We start from the raw sequence: 19,977 nt of genomic DNA, 5'->3' as shown, positions 1-19,977 counted from the left end.
GCGGCAAGCCGCCCCTTATTTAATATGCAAATTTGATTGCTGCTCAATGATTGGGCGATCCAGTCTGCGTCTCGCATAGGCCTCGCTGCGACATAAGTCTATATTTATGAAAATGCCGGATATGCCTCAGAAACTTCAAGCATTTCTGATAGACCTATGATTCTCAAATTTCGGTGATGAACGGAGACAGCCGCCGATGGCCATTCGCCCCCTCTTGATCGGTCTCACTCTCATTCTTGCGCTGGTGATGATCGTGCTCAGCATTCTGCTGGTCAATCCGACGCACACCATCCGCCAGGCCGAACCCTTTGCGCCGCAGCAACCTGGTGCAAATCCGCAGCAGTAAGCTGGTATTGTCGGGCCCAGGACCCCACCTACGGAACTGTCTGCTACGCGGTGCGTTTGTCGGGCAAGTTCACAAGGAAAAGTCCAATGCGAGTAATGATAGCCGTCGTAACGATCATGGTGGTGTCTGTTCTCAGCCTGTCGATGCTGACACCGGCCGGCGAAGAGATGACCGGCAAGGGTTCCAAGCTGGAAGCCTCCATCAACTAATTTGCGCTCTGATGACATGCTTCTCGTCTAAGCCGAAAGCAGACGGGTCATGGTGGCAACAAAACGCTTTCGGATCCGGTCCCGCCCGACATGCACTCCACCGCTGACCTGCTTGCGCCCGAGTGCCCAGACACTGTCGATCTTCACGCCTCCGGCAAACATCCAGTGATCGAGCAACTGGTCGCCTTCCAGATAGGGCACGGCGGATACATCCAGCGATACGAGATCGGCGTAGTTTCCTTCTTGCAGTCCTGTCGCGGTCTGTAGGGCGATACCACCGCCTCTTAATGCCTGATCGAACAACGCACGACCGGTCGAGCCGTTTTGAGGTGCCACCACGTTGCGGGCGCGGAGGTCGAGGCGCTGCGAATACTCCAGCTGGCGTAACTCTTCAGGCACCGAGATCAGGACGTTCGAGTCCGAGCCGATGCCGAACCGCCCTCCCTCTGACATGAACTGCGGGGCAGGAAATGTCCCGTCTCCAAGGTTGGCCTCGGTGATCGGGCAGAGGCCTGCCACCGCGCCGCTCTTGGCCATGCGTGTCGTTTCATCCTCCGTCATATGTGTCGCATGTATCAGGCACCAGCGCGCATCGACATCGGCATGGTCGAGCAGCCATTCGACGGGCCGTGCGCCGGACCAGGCAATGCAGTCCTCTATTTCCTTGACCTGCTCTGCGACGTGGATGTGGATTGGCCCGTTCCGCCCAAGCTCTGCGGCAAAACTCAGTTCTTCCGGCGTCACCGCCCGCAGGCTATGCGGCGCAAGGCCGAGCACGCCGCCTTCCAGTGCGCCAATCACCTGCCGGCATCCCTCCATCAGTGTCGCAAAGCTATCCGGCGTATTGATAAAGCGGCGCTGGCCCTCGATCGGCTGACCGCCTCCGAAACCGGACCGCGCGTAAAGCACCGGCAGCAGCGTCAGCCCGATACCGGCTTGACTGCTGGCAGCGCCGATACGTTCGGCCAATTCGGCAATATTGGCATAGGGCCTGCCGTCCTTGTCGTGGTGCAGGTAGTGGAATTCCCCGACGCGGCAAAAGCCGGCCTCCAGCATCTCCATGTAGAGTTCGGCCGCGACCGCCTCGACATCCTCGGGCGTCATCGTCAGGGCGAATTTGTACATCACCGTCCGCCAGCTCCAGAAGCTGTCGCTGCCGGGGCCTCGCACTTCGGCAAGACCTGCCATCGCCCGCTGGAAAGCGTGGCTGTGCAGGTTTGGCATGGCGGGTACGAGCACTGCGTGGCGCTCGTCGGCGGCCTCGGCCGGTACGCCCGCAGCGATGCTGACGATGCGCCCGTCGGCAATCTCTATGCGTACGTTCTTTTGCCAGCCGGTTGGCAATAGGGCTGATCCTGCGTGAAGTCCGACCATCGGCATTCCCCTTCTATTTGCGGGCGATCCGTCCTAGGTTCCTCGCCAGCTGCCATATTTTTGCTTGTCACACGACTATTATGTATATACATGTTAGGCCATAAAGAAAGGCGCAAAGCTGATGACCGGGAACAATTCCTCCGAACAGAATACCGCATTTCTAGGCCGCCCACGTTTGCTGCGCAACGCCCGGCTTGCGACGCTGGACAGCCGCCTGCCCGGCCTCGGCCTTATCGAAAAGGCTGCAATCGTCGTCGAAAATGGCCGCATCGCCTATGCTGGCCCCGAGAGTGAATTGCCGGTCTGGGCCATCGAGACCGCCGATATCCTCGACCTCGAAGGGCGCTGGGTGACCCCCGGACTGGTCGATTGCCACACGCACATCATCTATGGTGGCAATCGCGCCCGCGAGTTCGAAATGCGGCTCGAGGGCGCCACTTACGAAGAGGTTGCGCGCGCCGGGGGCGGCATCGTTTCCTCGGTCAATGCCACAAATGCCCTGTCCGTCGAAGGACTGGTGGCGGCCGCCTTGCCGAGGCTGGACACGCTGCTGGCCGAAGGCGTCACCACCATCGAAATCAAATCCGGCTACGGGCTGAACGTCGATGCCGAACTGCGGATATTGCGCGCCGCCCGAGCCATTGAGCGCATCCGTCAGGTCCGCGTCGTCACCTCCTATCTCGCAGCACACGCGACGCCCGTCGACTACAAGGGGCGCAACGACGCCTATATCGACGAGGTTGTGCTTCCCGGCATGCGGCAGGGCGCGGCGGAAGGCCTGATCGATGCCGTCGACGGATTTTGCGAAGGTATCGCATTCTCGCCGTCCGAAATTGCCCTGGTGTTCGACGCTGCCAAGGCGCTCGGCCTGCCGGTCAAGCTGCATGCCGAGCAGCTTTCCAATCTCGGTGGCGCCAGGCTCGCTGCATCCTACGGGGCCCTGTCGGCCGATCATCTCGAATATCTGGATGCTGCAGGCGTGGCTGCACTTGCCGCGAGCGGCACGGTGGCCGTGCTGCTGCCCGGCGCCTTCTATGCCATCAACGAGAAGCAGAAGCCGCCGGTCCAGCTGTTGCGAGACGCCGGGGTGAAGATCGCCATTGCCACCGACAGCAATCCCGGCACCTCGCCGCTGACATCCCTGCTGCTCACCATGAACATGTCGGCGACCCTGTTCGGCCTTACGGTCGAGGAGTGCATTGCCGGGACGACCCGCGAGGCCGCGCGGGCCCTAGGCGTGCTTGCTGAAACCGGAACTATCGAGGTCGGGAAATCGGCGGATCTCGCCACCTGGAACGTCGATAGCCCGGCCGAACTTGTCTACCGGATTGGTTTCAATCCGCTTTATGCGCACCTGTTCAAGGGCGAGAGGATCGATCGATGACCATCACACTCCATCCAGGTTCGGTGACGCTCGCCGATCTCTCGATTATCTACTGGACGGGCGAACCTGTCGTCCTCGATCGCTCGTTCGACGCCGGTATCGAGCGCGCCGCCGCCCGTATTGCCGAGATTGCCGCCGGCAATGCGCCGGTCTACGGCATCAACACCGGCTTCGGTAAACTGGCGTCGATCAAGATCGACCGTGCCGATGTCGCGACGCTGCAGCGCAATCTGATCCTCTCCCATTGCTGCGGCGTCGGCCAGCCCCTGGCCGAGAATATCGTCCGGCTGATCATGTCCCTGAAGCTGGTGTCGCTCGGGCGCGGCGCATCCGGCGTGCGGCTCGAAATGGTGCGGCTGATCGAGGCGATGCTTGAGAGGGGCGTTATCCCCGTCATTCCGGAAAAAGGCTCTGTCGGCGCCTCCGGCGACCTCGCGCCGCTCGCCCACATGGCGGCGGTCATGATGGGTGAAGGCGAAGCATTTTTAGCCGGCGAACGAATGAGTGGCGGTGCGGCATTGGAAAAGGCCGGGCTGACGCCGATGGTGCTGGCCGCCAAGGAAGGCCTGGCGCTGATCAACGGCACTCAGACCTCGACGGCGCTGGCGCTCGCAGGCCTCTTCCGCGCCCACAGGGCCGCCCAGGCGGCGCTGATCACAGGAGCGCTGTCGACCGATGCGGCGATGGGCTCGTCGGCGCCGTTCCATGCCGATATCCACACCCTGCGCGGCCATCAGGGCCAGATCGACACGGCGGCGGCTCTGCGGGCTTTGCTCGACAATTCGGTCATCCGCGCAAGCCATATCGAGGGCGACGAGCGCGTCCAGGATCCCTATTGCATCCGCTGCCAGCCACAGGTCGACGGCGCCTGCCTCGATCTGTTGCGCCAGGTGGCAAAAACGCTGGAGATCGAAGCCAATGCGGTGACCGACAATCCGTTGGTGCTGTCAGACAATTCGGTCGTCTCCGGCGGTAATTTCCACGCCGAGCCCGTGGCCTTCGCCGCAGACCAGATCGCGCTCGCCGTCTGCGAGATCGGCGCCATCGCCCAGCGCCGCATTGCGCTCCTGGTCGATCCGGCGCTGTCGCATGGCCTGCCGGCCTTCCTTGCCAAAAAGCCCGGGCTCAATTCCGGGCTGATGATCGCCGAGGTAACATCTGCCGCGCTGATGTCTGAGAACAAGCAGATGTCGCACCCGGCCTCGGTCGATTCCACACCGACCTCGGCCAACCAGGAAGACCACGTCTCCATGGCCTGTCACGGTGCCCGCCGACTGCTGCAGATGACCGACAACCTGTTTGGCATCATCGGGATCGAAGCGCTGACGGCGGCCCAGGGGATCGAGTTCCGCGCGCCGCTGGTCACCAGCCCCGAACTCACCGCCGCCGTCGCCGCCATCCGCCGCGTCGTGCCGACGCTCGAAGAGGACCGCTACATGGCAAACGACCTTGCCGCAGCCAGCGACCTGGTATCATCTGGCACACTGAATGCAGCGGTGTCCGAGGGTATCCTGCCGGGTCTGGAGGGCTGATCTTATGGAGGCTATTCCAAGCGGCAGTTTGCGCACGCAGAGGCCGACAACCGCCAAGGAGACCATTCAATGAGCGCTCCTGCTTTCGAAGTCCACCAGGGCTCCTCGCCCGTTGTGCTCGCCTTTCCCCATACCGGCACAGACGTACCAGCCGACATCTGGGAGCGGCTGAACGACAATGGGCGCATCCTCGCCGATACCGACTGGCACATCCACCGGCTCTATGACGGCCTGCTCGACGACGCGACGACGGTTCGGGCCACCTTCCACCGCTATGTCATCGACGCCAATCGCGATCCCGATGGGTCAAGCCTCTATCCCGGTCAAAATACCACCGGCCTTATCCCGGGCACGGATTTCGACGGCAAGGCGATCTGGAAGAATGGCGCCGAGCCTTCCGACTCCGATACCGCAGCCCGGCTGTCCGCCTTCCATGCACCCTATCATGCGGCCCTCGCTGCCGAGATCGCACGCGTCAAGGCGATCCATGGCATTGCCGTGCTCTATGACTGCCACTCGATCCGTGCCGACATTCCCTTCCTGTTTGAGGGCACGCTTCCGGATCTCAACATCGGTACCGACATGGGCAAGACCTGCGCGCCGGCGATCGAGGCTGCAACCGTTGCCATCGCCGCTGAAGCCGCCGGCTACACCAGCACGCTGAATGGCCGTTTCAAGGGCGGCTGGACAACGCGCTATTATGGCCAGCCGGCATCGGGCGTTCATGCCATCCAGATGGAGCTGGCGCAATCGACCCATCTTGCCGCCGAAGCTCCGCCCTTCGCCTATGATCCTGAAAAGGCCGAGGCGCTGCGCATTCCGCTCAAGTCCATCCTGTCGCGCATCGAACAGATCGCGCTCGACCTCATCAGCTAAGGGGATTTCGTCATGACCAATTCACGCCACAACATCCGCGAGATCCGCGCGCCGCGCGGGCCGGATCTCAACACCAAGAGCTGGATGACGGAAGCGCCGCTGCGCATGCTAATGAACAATCTCGACCCTGACGTCGCCGAAAACCCCAACGAACTCGTCGTCTACGGCGGTATCGGCCGGGCGACACGCACCTGGGAAGACTTCGACAGCATCGTCGCGACCCTGAAGACGCTCACCGAAGAAGAGACGCTGTTGGTGCAATCCGGCAAGCCGGTCGGCGTGTTCCGCACCCACAAGGATGCGCCGCGCGTGCTGATCGCAAACTCCAACCTCGTGCCACACTGGGCGACATGGGATCATTTCAACGAGCTTGATAAGAAGGGCCTTGCGATGTATGGCCAGATGACGGCCGGCTCGTGGATCTATATCGGCGCCCAAGGCATCGTCCAGGGCACTTATGAGACCTTCGTCGAAGCCGGACGCCAGCACTATGGCGGCAGCCTCAAGGGCAAATGGATCCTCACCGGCGGTCTCGGCGGCATGGGTGGCGCCCAGCCGCTCGCCGCGGTCATGGCCGGTGCCTGCTGCCTCGCCGTCGAATGCGACGAAACCCGCGCCGATTTCCGACTGCGCACGCGCTATGTCGACGAAAAGACCGACAGCCTGGACGAGGCACTGGCCAAGATCGATCAGTGGACCAAGGCCGGCGAGGCAAAATCGATCGCGTTGATCGGCAATGCTGCCGAAATCTTCCCCGAGCTTTTCAAGCGCGGCGTCCGACCGGATATCGTTACCGACCAGACCTCCGCCCACGACCCGCTGCACGGCTACCTGCCGCTCGGCTGGACCGTGGCGGAATGGAAATCCAAACAGGAGACTGCGCCAAAGGAAGTCGAGGCCGCTGCGCGCGCCTCGATGAAGATCCACGTCGCCGCCATGGTCGATTTCTGGAACGCCGGCGTGCCGACGCTCGATTACGGCAACAACATCCGCCAGGTCGCGAAAGACGAGGGCCTGGAGAATGCCTTCGCCTTCCCCGGCTTCGTCCCGGCCTATATCCGGCCGCTGTTCTGCCGCGGTATCGGCCCGTTCCGCTGGGCGGCGCTGTCGGGCGATCCGGAGGATATCTACAAGACCGACGCCAAGGTGAAGGAACTGACGCCCGGCAATACCCATTTGCACAACTGGCTCGACATGGCGCGTGAACGCATCGCCTTCCAGGGCCTGCCCGCCCGCATCTGCTGGGTGGGTCTCGGCGACCGTGACCGGATCGGTCTGGCCTTCAACGAAATGGTCAAGAACGGTGAGCTTTCGGCGCCCGTCGTCATCGGCCGCGATCATCTCGATAGTGGCTCCGTCGCCTCGCCGAACCGCGAAACCGAGGCTATGAAGGATGGCTCGGACGCCGTCTCCGACTGGCCGCTGCTCAACGCCCTGCTGAACACCGCCTCGGGCGCCACCTGGGTATCGATCCATCACGGCGGCGGCGTCGGCATGGGCTTTTCACAGCATGCCGGCATGGTCATCTGCTGCGACGGCTCGGAAGACGCCGCCCGCCGCATCGCCCGCGTCCTCTGGAACGACCCGGCCACCGGCGTCATGCGCCACGCCGACGCCGGCTACGACATCGCTATCGACTGCGCCAAGGAAAAGGGCCTGCGCCTGCCGGGAATTCTCGGCAACTGAGGTCGCGAGGTCAGTAAAGGCCGCCGCCTTTGGTGGCGGCCTTGGGGGATTGAGTCGCAGCGGGGCGTGGATTGGCGATTTTTCCGGCACGACGCGAGTAAGTCCCGCTGGTGATCTAGGACCGGTGCCAAAAGCGGAGAACTTCGCGTGACAACGCCGCCATGGCGCGCGCAGCATCTTGGCGTTTCATCTGCAACGCATCGCAAACGTGCTGTAATTCCACCCTGTCGGCCAACCTGTCAACGACCCACAAAGCTTTGCGTCCGATATCGCCGCCATAGGCATTTTCCGCCTTCGTGACTGCGTCTTGCGAAATCGCGCCGTGATAATCTATCAGCATGCCGAGATCGATTGCATCGCGATATGCGACTGCGCGATCCTGGCACCGGTCGGCATTGGCAAGCAATTTCTCCGCCATCATGTCGCTCGGCAAAAGGACTGGTACGCCGAGCCCAGCATTCATTATGCCGTCCAGCGGAATGCGGCTTTCCCGAACGATTTCGAAACGGATCGTTTGTTCGTCGAGCGAGAGCAGCGTGCGTACGCCATACTGATCTGCCCTCACTTCGCGTAAGGCTGTAACCGGCGCCGCAAACAGGCCACCGACACCCTTTTCGACGGCGAGGCTGCGCATGGCGCGGTAGCCATCCATATCGGCACAAAGGAAGTCTACGTCGAGGGAACGACGGTATTCGCCGTGCATCATGACAACGGCCGTGCCTCCGGCAAACCAGCAACGATTTAACACGAGAAGTGTCGGATCCATAAGCCTCAATGCCTTGGCAATTATCCGATGCTCCGGTCGCTGGAAGTCAGTCATGTGGTTCCTGCCCTCTGTGGCGACCGGGTGCGTGGCGGCTAACTTGAAACCAATAGTTCCCCGTGTCCGAACCGAGCGGTCAGCTCTTCGATAAGGGCTTTCTCACTGGGTGTCAGTCGCTGCCGATCGACAAAGCGCCAGTTCCGCTCGTAAATTGCAAACGCCTCGGCTGCGGCAACCGGGCGTGTCGCATCCCGGCTCCACACTATCAGGGCAAGCTCCGGGTAATCTGCAGGAACGATCATCATATCGGCATCGATTGTCATGGTGGCATAATAGGCCAAGATCGGGGTCCGGGGAAGAGCGGCCGATTTTTGTAATCAAGTTCGAAGGCATTCGAGGCAGGGTCGTGACGTTAATTACGTGACTTTCGTTCACTTGTCATGGATGTCATAAGAGCTATGAAAGCTCGGGTCTTTATCACAGATATCGTAGTTTTTTCTGATTGACGAAACGGCTTGATCCCGGTCTTTCAACGAAAAACAAAAGGAACCGCGGCACCAACGCCCCAGCCTAAAAAAAATCCACCACCGCTCGCGGGTGCAGACACCGTTGTCGCGGGGCGTATGGTCGGGTAGTTCTTGTTCTCCACGCGGCGGAATGACGAGGGACATCAGGATGACGGACGAGCCGGTTTTGGATAGCAAGCTGACCACTTCCAAGCGGCGGTGGGCGGCGGAGGGCAAGTTTCTGACCGGTCGCGTCAGCCGGGCGGAGAGCGAGCGGTTGCCGCCGGGGCAGCATCTGGTGAAGAACTGGCCGGTGCTCGATCTCGGCACCCAGCCGGAGATCGCGCTTTCCAGCTGGCGGCTGGAGGTCGGTGGCCGGGTCGAGGCGCCGCTATCGCTCGACTGGGCGGCATTCGGCGCCCTTGAGCAAAGCAGCAAGGTCAGTGACATGCACTGCGTCACCACATGGTCGCGCTATGACAACAAATGGGACGGGGTTTCCACCCGCGATCTTCTCGATCACGTCATGCCCAAGTCGGATGCCGACTATGTGATGCTGACCAGCTATGACGGCTATACGACCAACCTGCCGCTGGCCGATTTCGCTGCCGAGGACGCGATCCTTGCGACCGCCTGGGAAGGCCAGCCGCTTAGCCGCGATCACGGCGGACCGATGCGCCTCGTCGTGCCGCATCTCTATCTCTGGAAGAGCGCCAAATGGTTGCGCCGCATCGACCTGATGAAATCGGACAAGGCCGGTTTCTGGGAGAAGAACGGCTATCACATGCGCGGCGATCCCTGGCGGGAGCAGCGCTACACGGAAGACTGAATTCGACATTACGCCGGCAATTTGCCGACATCTCAATCGCACTCGGCGCAATTGAGCCGAGAGTGACGCCTGTCGGCTCTTCAATTTTACCGTGATCGCAGCGGGGCACGGAACTTAGCCCCGCTCCATGTGTTCCCCTGCCATCGCATATCACAATGACAGGAGAGCATGATGTTTCTCAAATTATTTGCCGCCTCGACACTCGCTTTGAGCATGGCTACCGCTGTTGTCGCGGAGCCGCTCACCCTGCGCGTCACTCCAAAAGGTCCGCGCGTAGTTACCGTTTACAGCGCCGTTATCGATCACTCCAAGGATGCAATCTCGCCAAGCGGTATCATCAATGTCGACCTGCCGTTCACGGGCACCACCAACCGCACGCCGATCCGTATCCAGTGCGATTCAAACCCGACGACGTCTGTGATGCGCAGCAACACTTTCGATGCTGCACCGCTTTCTGACTGCCCGTAAGGGCGGCGTGGCGCGGTCTCGCCTCAAGCGGCCTCTATGTCCGTAGCAGCAAAGCCGTTGCCAGAAAAAAGCAACGGCTGGCGGTAATATTTGGCGCAAGCATATGTCAGCCAGTCGTCGAGACTGAGACCGGCGCCGCCTTTACCAAAATTGTCGTTTTTACCAAAATTGGAGTAGGCCTCCACCGCCAGTGAAGCGGCTCGCGGGGGCACAGCCACTGACTGGATATTCATCAGTTGCAGGAAGGTGGCGACAGCCTCGGACGCTTCATCGACCGGAATTTCCAATTCGGCGACAAGCGCCAGTGTCGTTCGAGCCACAGTCATTGGCGACGTGAGGCGCACGGTCGACGCCTGCATCCGCCTTGCAAATTCGCGCGCGGCTTCCTCGTCGGTCATCATTGCCAGCAGTACAGAGCCATCGATAAACATCAGCGCGGCTCTGCATCGGCGTTTCGCACGTTGGTCTTCGTGCGCAGGTTTCGGCAGAAGGCCACGGCGATATCTTCCAGCACCGGCTTTGCCAGTTCGGTATCGAGCGCCAGTTGCAGCGCCTTGCGGACAGCCTCGGTCTTCGATGGCGCCTTGGTCAGCGCCTGATAGCGACGTGCCAGGCGGTCGATGGCATCGTCCTTGATGTAGAGTGGCATGGATCTGTCTCCTTGATGCCGCGGTGTTACGACCTCGGGGATGGCTGGACAAGCCGGCATCTGCGGCGCAGATGGTGAGAACACGTAGCCAGTTTCATTCGAGGCAGATATCGCTATGACACCTCCCGTCGCACTCGTCACCGGCTCGACATCGGGCATCGGTGCGGCAATCGCCCGGCGGCTTGCCGCAGAAGGCTATGCAATCGTCCTCCATTCCCGGTCGTCTGTTGACGCCGGGCTGGCGCTTGCAAGCATGCTGCCGATGGCGACCTATATCCAGGCCGATCTCGCTGTCGATGCCGACAGGGCAAGGCTGGTCGCCGGGGCGGTTGCCCAATGGGGCCGGCTCGACGTGCTTGTGAACAATGCCGGCATCAGCCGCGTCATTCCCCATTCCGATATGGCTGCGGCCACGCCGGCGATCTGGCATGAGCTCTACGAGGTTAACGTCGTCGCGCCGTTCCGGCTGGTGGCCGAGGCAGAACCGGCGCTGCGAGCAGCCGCTGGCACGGGACGACCGGGCTCTGTCGTCAATATTTCCTCCCATGCCGGTATCCGCCCCAAGGGTGCCTCCATCCCCTACGCTGCTGCAAAGGCGGCACTCAACCATGCGACGCAGCTGATGGCCCTGTCGCTGGCACCCGATATCCGCGTCAATGCCGTCGCGCCCGGTCTGGTCGATACGCCGCTGACGGCGGACTGGACTGCCGCACAGGATTTGTGGCGAAACCATTCGCCGATGCGCCGGGCGGCGACACCGGAAGACATCGCGCACGCTGTCTGGATGCTTGTCTCTTCGGACTATGCGACGGGAGAGATACTGTTGCTGGACGGCGGTATCAATCTCACCTAGTCCCAGCCCCAAAAGCCGTCCTGGCCCTCAGTGCGGGTGGTGTTGAAGCCGCGCTGGCGCCGGCTCCTCGGCAAGGTCGTCGAGAACGTCACGCAGTGTCCTTGCGATATCCAGCCGACCGCTTTTCAGCGCGGCACGGTGGGCTTGCGAGCAGAGATCCTGCAACGTCGCGCTCTCCTCGACGACGGGCACGACGGGGAAAACGATGCCTGCATATTGCGAGGGTGTGCCGTCTGCGTTTCGAAAGCAGCGGCCGAAGGCCATGATCTCGGTATAAAAACCTCTTGCAGACCGGACGCGGTAATTTTGCTGGCAGGGATACCCCGAAACCACGGCTTCATGCACGGCTTTTGCCACACGCGCCTTATCTTCCGGATGGACGCGATCGAGGTATCGCTCCATCGGCAGGCCGACCATCGTTTCTGACGGATCTAGGCCGAAAAGGGAGGCGAAAGCGCTATCGGCGAAGAATTGGTCGGTTTCGATATCCCAGGTGAAAACTCCCGAGTCCATCGGAGATGGCTGCGAATTCCGGACCAAAATCTTGTCTTTTGCCATGTACCTCTCCATGCCCGTTATTCAACATGAGCGCGCGGGCAGGCCTCTGCAAGGGACAAAAGGGCATGGCGCTGAAAAATATCGACGTTTCCTCGTCAGAATGCGTCGTAAGTACCCGCGTCATGCCGGAAAATCATCGACTTGCCGACGTGCCTGCCTCACCGCCCTTGCATTTCACTCGCGTGCCGGACAGCGGCCACGAAGGAGATCTCAGTCTTGATCTCCCGCGTCGACATCGACGTGACCGTTCGGCGCACGCCCGGCAGGCGGCTGAGCTCCTGACGCAGCTGGCGATCGAGTGCCACCATGTCGACGGCCAGGATATGTAGCAGGTAGTCGGCGTCGCCGGTCGTCGCATGACAGCGCCAGATCAGCGGGTTTTTCCGGACTGCTTCCTCGAACGCGTCCGACAGTTCGAAATCGATAGATACCTGGACAAACGCCTCGAGGCCGAAGCCGAGCTGGGCCGGATCGAGCGTCGTGGTGTATCCCCGGATGAGACCGGCAGCCTCCAGAGCCTTGACGCGCTTCCAGCAGGGCGTCTTGCTCAGCCCGACCTGCTCGGCCAGCGCTGCGAACGACATGCGGGCATCGCCTTCCAGCGCCGAAACGATTTTGAGATCCACCGGGCTTAAGATCATCGTTCTCTCTCTTCGCGCTAAAACAGAGCGATCGTTCTATCAGCTACGCATACTGCATGACAGAAAGGAACAATGTTCGAGAGAATATTTCGTATTCTTCCGAAAAAGAGCTGCTCAATAAGGGGACCAAAATGGATAAGCAGGAATACTGGGAGCGTATCGAGACACCCGATATGAAGGATTACGGCGTCTATCTGCAGTGCGACAAGCTGCTTACCTGCCAGAAGCCTCTGTCTGAAATGGCCAATGCAGACGAACTGCAGTTTCAGATCGTCCACCAGGTAGAGGAGCTGTGGATGAAGCTCATCGCCTACACGCTGGTCGAGGTGATCGGCTACATCGAGGAAGACAATCCCCACCGTATCGTCACGTTGATGGGCCGGGTGCACCGGCTGATGCGGATGATGACCACGCAACTCGATATGCTGGAAACGATGTCGCCGAAGGAATACCAGGAAATCCGCCTTCAACTCGGCAATGGCAGCGGACAGGAGTCACCGGGCTTCAAACTGCTGCTGCGTATGCCTGCCGATCTCTGGCGAGCCTTCAAGGCGACCTATCTGGATGGAAAGGGCCTCACCGTCGACGATGTCTATGACGGCAAGTACGACCATGGTGACAGCTATGTGGTGGCCGAGGCGCTGATAGAGTTCGACGAACTTTTCCAGAAGTTCCGCGCCAACCATGTCTACCTCATCCACCGCTCGATCGGGCTTGGATCAAAATCGCTGAAGGGTCGGCCGGTAGATCTTCTGCAAGCCGGCGCCCGGCACCGCTTTTTCCCCGATCTCTGGGATGTCCGCTGTTCGATGACGGACGCCTGGGGTAGCCAGTATGGCGTCGTCAGGGACAGTATCTCGAAGCCGGAGGCCGTGGCAGAATAAGGCAGCTCGCCGCGCAACTCCGCTGAAACTTGCGCCTGGGATGTGTAAGCGTCTCGAAACTTGCGCAGGGATTGTGTCAGGCTGTGTATATTGACGACGGGTGTCGGCTCGCCTAGTTTTGGCCACGTTCTCCCATAATTTGGGGCGAGCTAAATCCGAGGGCAATCCGTTTTCATGACTGAAGGTCCGCTTTACGTCCAGTTCCCCGCGGAAGCGGCGATACCGGCGCAGCCGCATCATGAAACATTCCACCTGCCGTTTTTTCCGCGCTCCGCCCATGCACGTCATCTCATCGCGCTCGGACTTGCCAGCGCCGGATCGATGGCGCTGCTGGCAGGTGTGCTTTATCCGCTGATCACCCGCAGCGCCGTGGCGTTGCCGGTGTTCGTTCCTCCCGCCCAGATCGTCCAGCCGATGCCTCTCGCACTGAAGGGCAACCGTCTCGAGGCGAAGCGTCACTTCGACGGCTCGCGCTTTGCCCAGGTGGCCGAAAAGCTGTCGACGGGGGAAACGCGTATTTTCACCTATCACCGGCTGACGCTGGTCTTCAATGGCGATAGCGAGCAGCGGGATGCGCCGGTCGCCTCTTCCTTCACCGAGGAAAACGAGGCCGACACACCGATTGCGACGCCAGCAGTGGCAACTTTTGCCGACAGCATCTATCCGAGATCGGCAAATTTTGCCTCGCAGCGCCGGTCGCGTTTCCCGATACGCGGCGTTCCGCTGAATGTCAGTGTGGCGACGGCGGGTACCACGCAGCCGCACCGGGAATTCCAGCGGCTGGTGTCCATGCCGAAAAGCCGCCAGGATCTTACCGATATCCTGAAGACCGCCAGTATCGCGGAGGACCGTCGTGAGCAACTGGTCCAGGCGCTGGCAACGGATACGGTCGTGCCGGGCGATAGTCTCGAACTGCTGATGGAAAAGGGCCGCGCGGAGGGTTCGCCAAAGCTGGTGCTCGCCAAGTTGCGGAGCGAGAACGGCAGCGAGCGGGTGGTGGCCAGCGACGATTCCAACGGGTTCAAGCCGCTGGCAGATGACCGGCTGTTTTCAACGCTTTACAGCGAAGGCCAGCCGGATGCGCCGTCTTCCTCAGAAGTCGCTGCCGTCGACCTGAAGGATCTCGGCAGTGGCGACCAGAAGGACGTGCGGGAGCGCCTGACGAAAGCCGGCTTGTCGGACACGGCAATCGAGCGCCTCGTAAAGCTTGCCGCTGCCAAGGGCATTCCGCTGGCCGGCACCACCGGTACGCCTGACAGCGTCGATCTGCTGTTCCGCAAAGCCGATGACAGCGACAGCGAGCTGATGTTCATCGAGTTTCACTCCGGTGACGAGGCGCACCGCTTTTATCTGCACAAGGACGGAACAGACTCGTCTGAATATTATGACGAAAAAGGCCATTCGGTCGCCAAGGTGCTGAATCCCAAGCCTGTCCCCAACGGACAGCTGGGAGACGGCTTTGCTTGGCGCATCCACCCGATCCTCGGAGTGCGGAAATTCCACAACGGGGTCGATTTCCGCGCACCGATGGGCAGCCCGATCATGGCGGCAGGCGACGGCACGGTCGAACTGATCTCCACCGAGGTCGGATACGGCAAATATATCCGCATCCGCCACGATGGCGGCTATGAGACCACCTACGCGCACATCTCGGCCACGCCCTCCGGCTTGAAAGTCGGGCAGCGCGTCAAGCAGGGCCAGGTGATCGCCTATGTCGGGTCGACCGGCTATTCCACCGGCCCGCATCTCTACTACGAACTCCGCGTCAATGGCCGCTACGAAAACCCGCTGACGGCCAAGCTGCCGGCCGGGACAAACCTGACCGGTGCCTCCCTCGACAGCCTCCGATCGCAGGTCGATCATGTCGACAGCATCATGAGCTACCTTGACGTGCCGACACCGGAGGTTTCACGCTCCTCGCTGCCGATGGACAGGCCCTTCGGCCTGTTCCAGGATCATGCGGGCCACATCCACCGTTGAGCGGCCTCTTGATGCGTTAAGTTGGCGACAACGCTTGAGTTATTCCTGCTCTCTCAGCGCAGCGTCTCACCGAAGAAGTCGAGTAGCCGTTTCCAGTGACGTTCCGCTGCCTTCTCATTATAAACGCCGGCATGGTCGGGGATCGTCCAACCATGAGCGGCGCCGACATAGTTCTCGATGACATGATCGACTTCGGCAGTCCGCAGAGTTTCTGCCAAACGAGCCGATTGCTCCGGCGGAAAGCTTCCGTCGACGCCCGCCGTACCGACGTAAATCCGGGCCTTGCCCTTTGCCGCCGCCTTGTGCGGGCTGTCGTCCGCATCGGTAGCAAGACCACCGCCGTGGAAGCTGGCGGCAGCTGCGATCCGCTCCGGATAGGCGCCGGCTGCCGTCAGTGCACGGCCGCCGCCCATGCAATAACCGACGGCCCCGACCGGCCCCGTGGCACCTTCGTCGTCGAGGGTCTTGAGAAAGGCGGCTGTATCGCTTTTCGTCATCGCCTGGGTCGTGCCGTGCAGCATGCCCATGATCTGGTCCCGCATCACAGGATCGGCAAATGCCGACGACTGGAACGGTCCATATGCACCATAGCGATAGAAGAGGTCGGCAAGCAGCACGATATAGCCAGCGTCTGCCAGGCGCTGCGCCATTCCATCCATCGCCGGCCGTGGCCCGAGTGCATCCATGTAGAGCAGAATGCCGGGCGCGGGGGCTTCCGCCGACTGTGCGTCGCTGCGGAAAATCGCTGCCTTGGCGACGCCATCGGCGGTCGTGATATCGATGGTCTTCTTCATGGGCTCGTCCTTTTTGTCGACGGTCGGTCGGTTGTTGTTGGTCAGACGGCGCTGATTGCGCGCAGAAGGCTGCGGTTGTTATAGGGCTTTTGCAGCAAAACAGGTTTCGGACCGATGGAAACGGCAGGCATGTCCGCATTGCCCGTTGCGAAGATGATGCCCATCTGTGGGTAGATTGTCCGGATCTTCTCGGCCAGTTCGCCGCCGGAGAGGCCCGGGAGGCCGAGATCGGTCAGCAGGATGTCAAAGCGTTCGGACTTTACCAGGACCAGCGCCTCCTCGGCGCTACCGGCATCCACCACGTCGTGGCCAGCCTCCTGGAGCTGTTCGACGGTATCGAGCCTGATCAGTGCGTCATCCTCGACGACGAGTATCTTTAGTGGTCTGGGCGCTGGAGCGGAGACAGGGGGCGGCGTGATCGCAGCTTCGGCTGCGGCGGCCATGTCGATCTGCCGTTGATCTAGCAATTGGCGGATGCGCCGGGCCAGGGCGTCGCGGCTGTAGGGCTTCGACAGCAATTCGACCCCGGCATCTAGCCGCCCACCGTGGACGATGGAGTTCTCGGTGTAGCCCGAGGTGAAAAGAACGGCCATGTCGGGCTGTCGCTGCTTGGCCTTGCGAGCCAGTTCCGCGCTCTTCAGCGGGCCGGGCATGACGACGTCGGTAAACAGCAGATCGATCGGCAGCCCGCTCTCGATGATGGTCAGGGCGCTTGCGGCATCGACGGCCTTCAACACCCGGTAGCCGAGGTCTCCGAGCATCTCGACCACTGTCGCCCGTACATCCTCGTCATCCTCCGCCACCAAGATGGTTTCCGTTCCGCCACTGGCGGGGCCGAATTCCGTCTCGGTCAGCCGGTCCTCGGCCTGCATCGAGCGTGGCAGATAGATACGGATCGTCGTTCCCTGGCCGTTCTCGCTATAGATCTTGATATGTCCGCCGGACTGCTTGACGAAGCCGTAGACCATCGACAGGCCCAGGCCGGTTCCCTTGCCGAGCGGCTTTGTCGAGAAGAACGGCTCGAAGACCTTTTCGATGATGTCGGCAGGAATGCCGGTACCGGTATCGGTCACCGCCAGCATCACATACTGGCCCGGATCGACGTCGACGTGCTTGTGTGCATAGGCCTCGTCGATAAAGGCGTTGCCGACTTCGATCGTCAGCTTGCCGCGGCCGTCCATGGCATCGCGGGCGTTGATGGCAAGGTTTAGTATGGCGTTCTCGATCTGCGCGGGATCGACGAATGTGTTCCACAGGCCGCCCGCCTGGATGGTCTCGATCTCGATCGCCTCGCCGATTGTCCTGCGCAGCATGTCTCCCATGCCGGCGACGAACCGGCCGATATTCATCACTTTCGGCTCCAGAGCCTGGCGCCTGCCGAAAGCCAGCAGCTGGGCGGCGAGCTTTGCACCACGGTTGACGCCGGCCAGCGCATTGTCGATGCGCGCCCGTGCCCGAGCGTTGTCAGCCACTTCCTTGCTGAGCAGATGCAGGTTGCCCGATACCACTTGCAGCAGGTTGTTGAAATCGTGTGCCACGCCGCCGGTAAGCTGGCCTATGGCCTCCATTTTCTGGGCTTGGCGGAGTTGTTCCTCGACCCGATCGAGCGCCGCAGCTTGCTCTCTTTCCGCTGTTATATCGCGTCCATAGGCGAATATCATACCGTCCTGGGAGGAGATCCGCCAGGAAATCCAGCGGGGCGAGCCGTCCTTGTGGCGATTGCGAGCCTCGAAGCTTTCGAGATCTGCGACCGATGCGGCGCCTTGCAGTGCCCGCTTTGTAAGCCGCAGATCGTCCGGCCAGACGAAATCGAAGAACGATCGGCCGATCACCTCAAGCTTGGCATGCCCAAGCACTGCCGGCCAGGCGGGATTTACGGCGTGTAGCAGCCCGTCGCTTCCGATGATCACCAGCAGATCCCGGGAGTTTCGCCAGACGCGGTCGAGATCGGCGGTACGGGCAGCCACCTGTCGCTCCAGCGAACTGGCGAGTTGCTGGAGATCCTGTTCCGCGCGGCGACGCTCGACGGCGGTGCGGGTGCGCTCGGCGACTTCCCGGATGAAGACAAGCTCCTCGGGCTTCCAGTCTCGCGCAGTCGCATGGTTGAGATAGAGCAGCGCGACAAGTCCACCGTGCTCGGAGATCGGCATGTTGACGACCGACTGGGCGCTGATAGCAATGAGTTCGGCCGCATTTTCGCAGGTGCGGGGATCTTTCGTCGCGTCGGAAAAAACAACAGTTTCTCCTCGCTTGAGGTCCTCGATGTAACTGCCGTAGTCGCGAAAATGCAGCACACCGGCCAGCGTCTCTATGCCGGGGGCATTCCAGTCACGCTCGATGGTGATGGTTTCGCGTAGCGGGTCGATTGTCCCATAGCCGACACGACTGACATTCATTGTCTGCCCGAGGATCCTGGCGGCGTTGAATGCAATATCTGCGGGGTCGCCGACGTCGCGAAGGCTGTCGTTGAGCGAAATCAGCGCCGAGCGATAGACTTCCTGCAGGCGCGTGTCGGTGATGTCATTGTCGACGCCGATCAGCCCCAGGAAGGCCCCCGCCACGTCGTAGCGTGGCTGGGCCTCGGTCTGGATCAGCCGATAGTTGCCGATAGCATCGCGATACCGTGCCTCTAGGGTGACCCGGCTTTGATGGCGCATCGAACGGTCGAGCTTGGCAAGGAACGCTTCCCGGTCGTCGGGATGCACGGTCGCGCCCCAGTCAAATGTCGGGACTGCCGCCTCGGAAATATTCCAGAATGCGCGCTTTCGGGCGTTGAAATAGACACTCTGTCCGTTCGCATTCGCCATCCAGAGCATCACCGGAGCGTTTTCAGCGATAAGTCTGAACCGGGATTCGCTTTCCCGAAGCGCCTCTTCGGAGACGCGGCGGTCGGTAACGTCATTGCCCTGCACAAAAATCCCGGTGACTGAGCCCCACTCGTCGAACGTAGGTTGGTAGATGAAATCGATATAACGCTCCGCCTGCTCCCCATTACGCTGCTTCAGCGCGATCAGTGCAGATTGACCGATGAACGGCTTGCCCGACCTGAAGACGTTGTCGAGTAGATCCACAAACCCCTGCTCGACAACTTCCGGCAGGGCCTCGCGAACTGGTTTGCCAAAAATGTCGCGGTTGCCGATGAGGTCGAGGTAGGCCTTGTTGGCGATCTCAAAAATGTGGTCCGGCCCGGAGACTGTTGCAACGAAGCCGGGCGCCTGCTCGAACATCTTGCGCAGACGATCGCTTTCGCCTCTCAGCCTCCGCTCTGCCCGTACCTTGCCAGTGGTCTCGACAACGATGGCGATAACACCGACAGGCTTGCCGTCGTCGCCCAGCAATGGCGAGTAGTCGAGGTTGAGCCAGACCTGCTCCGGCTGTCCGTTCCGGTGCAGGACGAATTCCTGGTCGCGGTAGGCCAGGCGCTCTCCGGAGAGACAGGTCCTCATGACATGGTCGTTGAAATCTGCGGCTTCTGGCCAGCCTTCCCGCACCTTCGATCCCAACAGCGCAGGATGGCGTTTTCCGGCCACCACCGAATAGGCATCGTTGTAGATCATTATGCCGTCTTCGCCCCAAAGGGTCGCGATCGGTACGGGCGAGCCGAGTATGAGGCTACAGGTCGCTTTAAGTCCATGCGGCCATCGT

Annotated in this window: 20 protein-coding genes; 11 read left to right on the top strand and 9 right to left on the bottom strand. The window is 61.2% G+C overall.

Features of this window, described 5'->3' with window-relative positions; translation table 11 throughout:
• Positions 1 to 196 precede the first annotated feature (196 nt).
• On the top strand, positions 197 to 346 hold the full coding sequence (locus J5274_RS26140) for a hypothetical protein (protein WP_162854770.1): 150 nt from the start codon (positions 197 to 199) through the stop codon (positions 344 to 346).
• Positions 347 to 432: 86 nt separating this feature from the next.
• A complete protein-coding gene (locus J5274_RS29175) occupies positions 433 to 555 on the top strand; it encodes a hypothetical protein (protein WP_257625765.1) in 123 nt (40 codons plus the stop codon).
• A 27-nt stretch (positions 556 to 582) separates the two neighbouring features.
• Here J5274_RS29175 and J5274_RS26135 read toward each other — a convergent pair whose 3' ends face one another.
• Positions 583 to 1,929, bottom strand: coding sequence for a formimidoylglutamate deiminase (locus J5274_RS26135; RefSeq protein ID WP_142824906.1), 1,347 nt, complete (start codon positions 1,927 to 1,929; stop codon positions 583 to 585).
• 121 nt (positions 1,930 to 2,050) lie between these two features.
• Here J5274_RS26135 and hutI point away from each other — a divergent pair, with 121 nt between their 5' ends.
• From hutI to hutU, 4 genes are all read left to right on the top strand, one after another.
• Positions 2,051 to 3,313: an imidazolonepropionase gene (gene hutI, locus J5274_RS26130; RefSeq protein ID WP_142824907.1), complete on the top strand. Its 1,263-nt coding sequence runs from the start codon at positions 2,051 to 2,053 to the stop codon at positions 3,311 to 3,313.
• The gene (gene hutH, locus J5274_RS26125; RefSeq protein ID WP_142824908.1) at positions 3,310 to 4,845 is read left to right on the top strand and encodes a histidine ammonia-lyase; all 1,536 of its coding nucleotides are present in this window, start codon (positions 3,310 to 3,312) and stop codon (positions 4,843 to 4,845) included. The genes hutI and hutH overlap by 4 nt, the downstream gene beginning before the upstream one ends.
• 69 nt (positions 4,846 to 4,914) lie before the next feature.
• Positions 4,915 to 5,721: an N-formylglutamate deformylase gene (gene hutG, locus J5274_RS26120; RefSeq protein WP_142824909.1), complete on the top strand. Its 807-nt coding sequence runs from the start codon at positions 4,915 to 4,917 to the stop codon at positions 5,719 to 5,721.
• A 12-nt stretch (positions 5,722 to 5,733) separates the two neighbouring features.
• A complete protein-coding gene (hutU, locus tag J5274_RS26115; protein ID WP_142824910.1) occupies positions 5,734 to 7,407 on the top strand; it encodes a urocanate hydratase in 1,674 nt (557 codons plus the stop codon).
• A 115-nt stretch (positions 7,408 to 7,522) separates the two neighbouring features.
• Here the strand turns inward: hutU and J5274_RS26110 are convergent, their stop codons facing one another.
• On the bottom strand, positions 7,523 to 8,227 hold the full coding sequence (locus J5274_RS26110; RefSeq protein ID WP_142824911.1) for a nucleotidyl transferase AbiEii/AbiGii toxin family protein: 705 nt from the start codon (positions 8,225 to 8,227) through the stop codon (positions 7,523 to 7,525).
• 38 nt (positions 8,228 to 8,265) lie between these two features.
• Positions 8,266 to 8,472, bottom strand: coding sequence for a hypothetical protein (locus J5274_RS26105; RefSeq protein WP_374113788.1), 207 nt, complete (start codon positions 8,470 to 8,472; stop codon positions 8,266 to 8,268).
• A 373-nt stretch (positions 8,473 to 8,845) separates the two neighbouring features.
• On the opposite strand from J5274_RS26105, the gene J5274_RS26100 reads away from it, so the two are divergent.
• Positions 8,846 to 9,505 (top strand): sulfite oxidase-like oxidoreductase, encoded by a 660-nt coding sequence (locus tag J5274_RS26100; RefSeq protein ID WP_142824912.1) that lies wholly within the window; start codon positions 8,846 to 8,848, stop codon positions 9,503 to 9,505.
• 171 nt (positions 9,506 to 9,676) lie between these two features.
• A complete protein-coding gene (locus tag J5274_RS26095; protein ID WP_142824913.1) occupies positions 9,677 to 9,973 on the top strand; it encodes a hypothetical protein in 297 nt (98 codons plus the stop codon).
• Between the two features lie 23 nt (positions 9,974 to 9,996).
• Here the strand turns inward: J5274_RS26095 and J5274_RS26090 are convergent, their stop codons facing one another.
• Together J5274_RS26090 and J5274_RS26085 are read right to left on the bottom strand one after the other, a co-directional pair.
• Entirely contained in the window at positions 9,997 to 10,404 is a 408-nt protein-coding gene (locus tag J5274_RS26090) for a type II toxin-antitoxin system VapC family toxin (protein WP_219276091.1), read from the bottom strand.
• Entirely contained in the window at positions 10,404 to 10,622 is a 219-nt protein-coding gene (locus tag J5274_RS26085; protein WP_142824915.1) for a type II toxin-antitoxin system VapB family antitoxin, read from the bottom strand. The genes J5274_RS26090 and J5274_RS26085 overlap by 1 nt, the downstream gene beginning before the upstream one ends.
• Positions 10,623 to 10,737: 115 nt before the next feature.
• Here J5274_RS26085 and J5274_RS26080 point away from each other — a divergent pair, with 115 nt between their 5' ends.
• Entirely contained in the window at positions 10,738 to 11,475 is a 738-nt protein-coding gene (locus J5274_RS26080; protein WP_142824916.1) for an SDR family NAD(P)-dependent oxidoreductase, read from the top strand.
• Positions 11,476 to 11,502: 27 nt separating this feature from the next.
• On the opposite strand, the gene J5274_RS26075 is transcribed toward J5274_RS26080, so the two are convergent.
• Positions 11,503 to 12,033 (bottom strand): PAS domain-containing protein, encoded by a 531-nt coding sequence (locus tag J5274_RS26075; RefSeq protein WP_142824917.1) that lies wholly within the window; start codon positions 12,031 to 12,033, stop codon positions 11,503 to 11,505.
• 158 nt (positions 12,034 to 12,191) lie between these two features.
• Entirely contained in the window at positions 12,192 to 12,674 is a 483-nt protein-coding gene (locus tag J5274_RS26070; RefSeq protein WP_142824918.1) for an Lrp/AsnC family transcriptional regulator, read from the bottom strand.
• A gap of 131 nt (positions 12,675 to 12,805) precedes the next feature.
• Here J5274_RS26070 and J5274_RS26065 point away from each other — a divergent pair, with 131 nt between their 5' ends.
• Positions 12,806 to 13,558 (top strand): tryptophan 2,3-dioxygenase family protein, encoded by a 753-nt coding sequence (locus tag J5274_RS26065; RefSeq protein WP_142824919.1) that lies wholly within the window; start codon positions 12,806 to 12,808, stop codon positions 13,556 to 13,558.
• Positions 13,559 to 13,732: 174 nt separating this feature from the next.
• Positions 13,733 to 15,538 (top strand): M23 family metallopeptidase, encoded by a 1,806-nt coding sequence (locus tag J5274_RS26060; protein WP_219276089.1) that lies wholly within the window; start codon positions 13,733 to 13,735, stop codon positions 15,536 to 15,538.
• Positions 15,539 to 15,591: 53 nt separating this feature from the next.
• Here the strand turns inward: J5274_RS26060 and J5274_RS26055 are convergent, their stop codons facing one another.
• Entirely contained in the window at positions 15,592 to 16,332 is a 741-nt protein-coding gene (locus J5274_RS26055) for a dienelactone hydrolase family protein (RefSeq protein ID WP_142824921.1), read from the bottom strand.
• Positions 16,333 to 16,373: 41 nt separating this feature from the next.
• Positions 16,374 to 19,889, bottom strand: a complete 3,516-nt coding sequence (locus J5274_RS26050; RefSeq protein ID WP_244615323.1) for a PAS domain S-box protein — start codon at positions 19,887 to 19,889, stop codon at positions 16,374 to 16,376.
• Positions 19,890 to 19,977: the final 88 nt, after the last annotated feature.

The sequence above is a fragment of the Rhizobium sp. L51/94 genome (assembly GCF_019355555.1).
GTDB classification, from domain to species: Bacteria; Pseudomonadota; Alphaproteobacteria; order Rhizobiales; family Rhizobiaceae; genus Rhizobium; species Rhizobium rhododendri.
The sequence above is the reverse complement of the archived record's forward strand: the minus strand, read 5'-3'. Positions and strand labels throughout refer to the sequence as shown.

Excerpts from the sequence above, each read along its gene's own strand:
- J5274_RS26140 (WP_162854770.1), top strand. The coding sequence starts at position 197 with ATGGCCATTCGCCCCCTCTTGATCGGTCTCACTCTCATTCTTGCGCTG.
- J5274_RS29175 (WP_257625765.1), top strand. The coding sequence starts at position 433 with ATGCGAGTAATGATAGCCGTCGTAACGATCATGGTGGTGTCTGTTCTC.
- J5274_RS26135 (WP_142824906.1), bottom strand. The coding sequence starts at position 1,929 with ATGGTCGGACTTCACGCAGGATCAGCCCTATTGCCAACCGGCTGGCAA.
- hutI (WP_142824907.1), top strand. The coding sequence starts at position 2,051 with ATGACCGGGAACAATTCCTCCGAACAGAATACCGCATTTCTAGGCCGC.
- hutH (WP_142824908.1), top strand. The coding sequence starts at position 3,310 with ATGACCATCACACTCCATCCAGGTTCGGTGACGCTCGCCGATCTCTCG.
- hutG (WP_142824909.1), top strand. The coding sequence starts at position 4,915 with ATGAGCGCTCCTGCTTTCGAAGTCCACCAGGGCTCCTCGCCCGTTGTG.
- hutU (WP_142824910.1), top strand. The coding sequence starts at position 5,734 with ATGACCAATTCACGCCACAACATCCGCGAGATCCGCGCGCCGCGCGGG.
- J5274_RS26110 (WP_142824911.1), bottom strand. The coding sequence starts at position 8,227 with ATGACTGACTTCCAGCGACCGGAGCATCGGATAATTGCCAAGGCATTG.
- J5274_RS26105 (WP_374113788.1), bottom strand. The coding sequence starts at position 8,472 with ATGATCGTTCCTGCAGATTACCCGGAGCTTGCCCTGATAGTGTGGAGC.
- J5274_RS26100 (WP_142824912.1), top strand. The coding sequence starts at position 8,846 with ATGACGGACGAGCCGGTTTTGGATAGCAAGCTGACCACTTCCAAGCGG.
- J5274_RS26095 (WP_142824913.1), top strand. The coding sequence starts at position 9,677 with ATGTTTCTCAAATTATTTGCCGCCTCGACACTCGCTTTGAGCATGGCT.
- J5274_RS26090 (WP_219276091.1), bottom strand. The coding sequence starts at position 10,404 with ATGTTTATCGATGGCTCTGTACTGCTGGCAATGATGACCGACGAGGAA.
- J5274_RS26085 (WP_142824915.1), bottom strand. The coding sequence starts at position 10,622 with ATGCCACTCTACATCAAGGACGATGCCATCGACCGCCTGGCACGTCGC.
- J5274_RS26080 (WP_142824916.1), top strand. The coding sequence starts at position 10,738 with ATGACACCTCCCGTCGCACTCGTCACCGGCTCGACATCGGGCATCGGT.
- J5274_RS26075 (WP_142824917.1), bottom strand. The coding sequence starts at position 12,033 with ATGGCAAAAGACAAGATTTTGGTCCGGAATTCGCAGCCATCTCCGATG.
- J5274_RS26070 (WP_142824918.1), bottom strand. The coding sequence starts at position 12,674 with ATGATCTTAAGCCCGGTGGATCTCAAAATCGTTTCGGCGCTGGAAGGC.
- J5274_RS26065 (WP_142824919.1), top strand. The coding sequence starts at position 12,806 with ATGGATAAGCAGGAATACTGGGAGCGTATCGAGACACCCGATATGAAG.
- J5274_RS26060 (WP_219276089.1), top strand. The coding sequence starts at position 13,733 with ATGACTGAAGGTCCGCTTTACGTCCAGTTCCCCGCGGAAGCGGCGATA.
- J5274_RS26055 (WP_142824921.1), bottom strand. The coding sequence starts at position 16,332 with ATGAAGAAGACCATCGATATCACGACCGCCGATGGCGTCGCCAAGGCA.
- J5274_RS26050 (WP_244615323.1), bottom strand. The coding sequence starts at position 19,889 with ATGATCTACAACGATGCCTATTCGGTGGTGGCCGGAAAACGCCATCCT.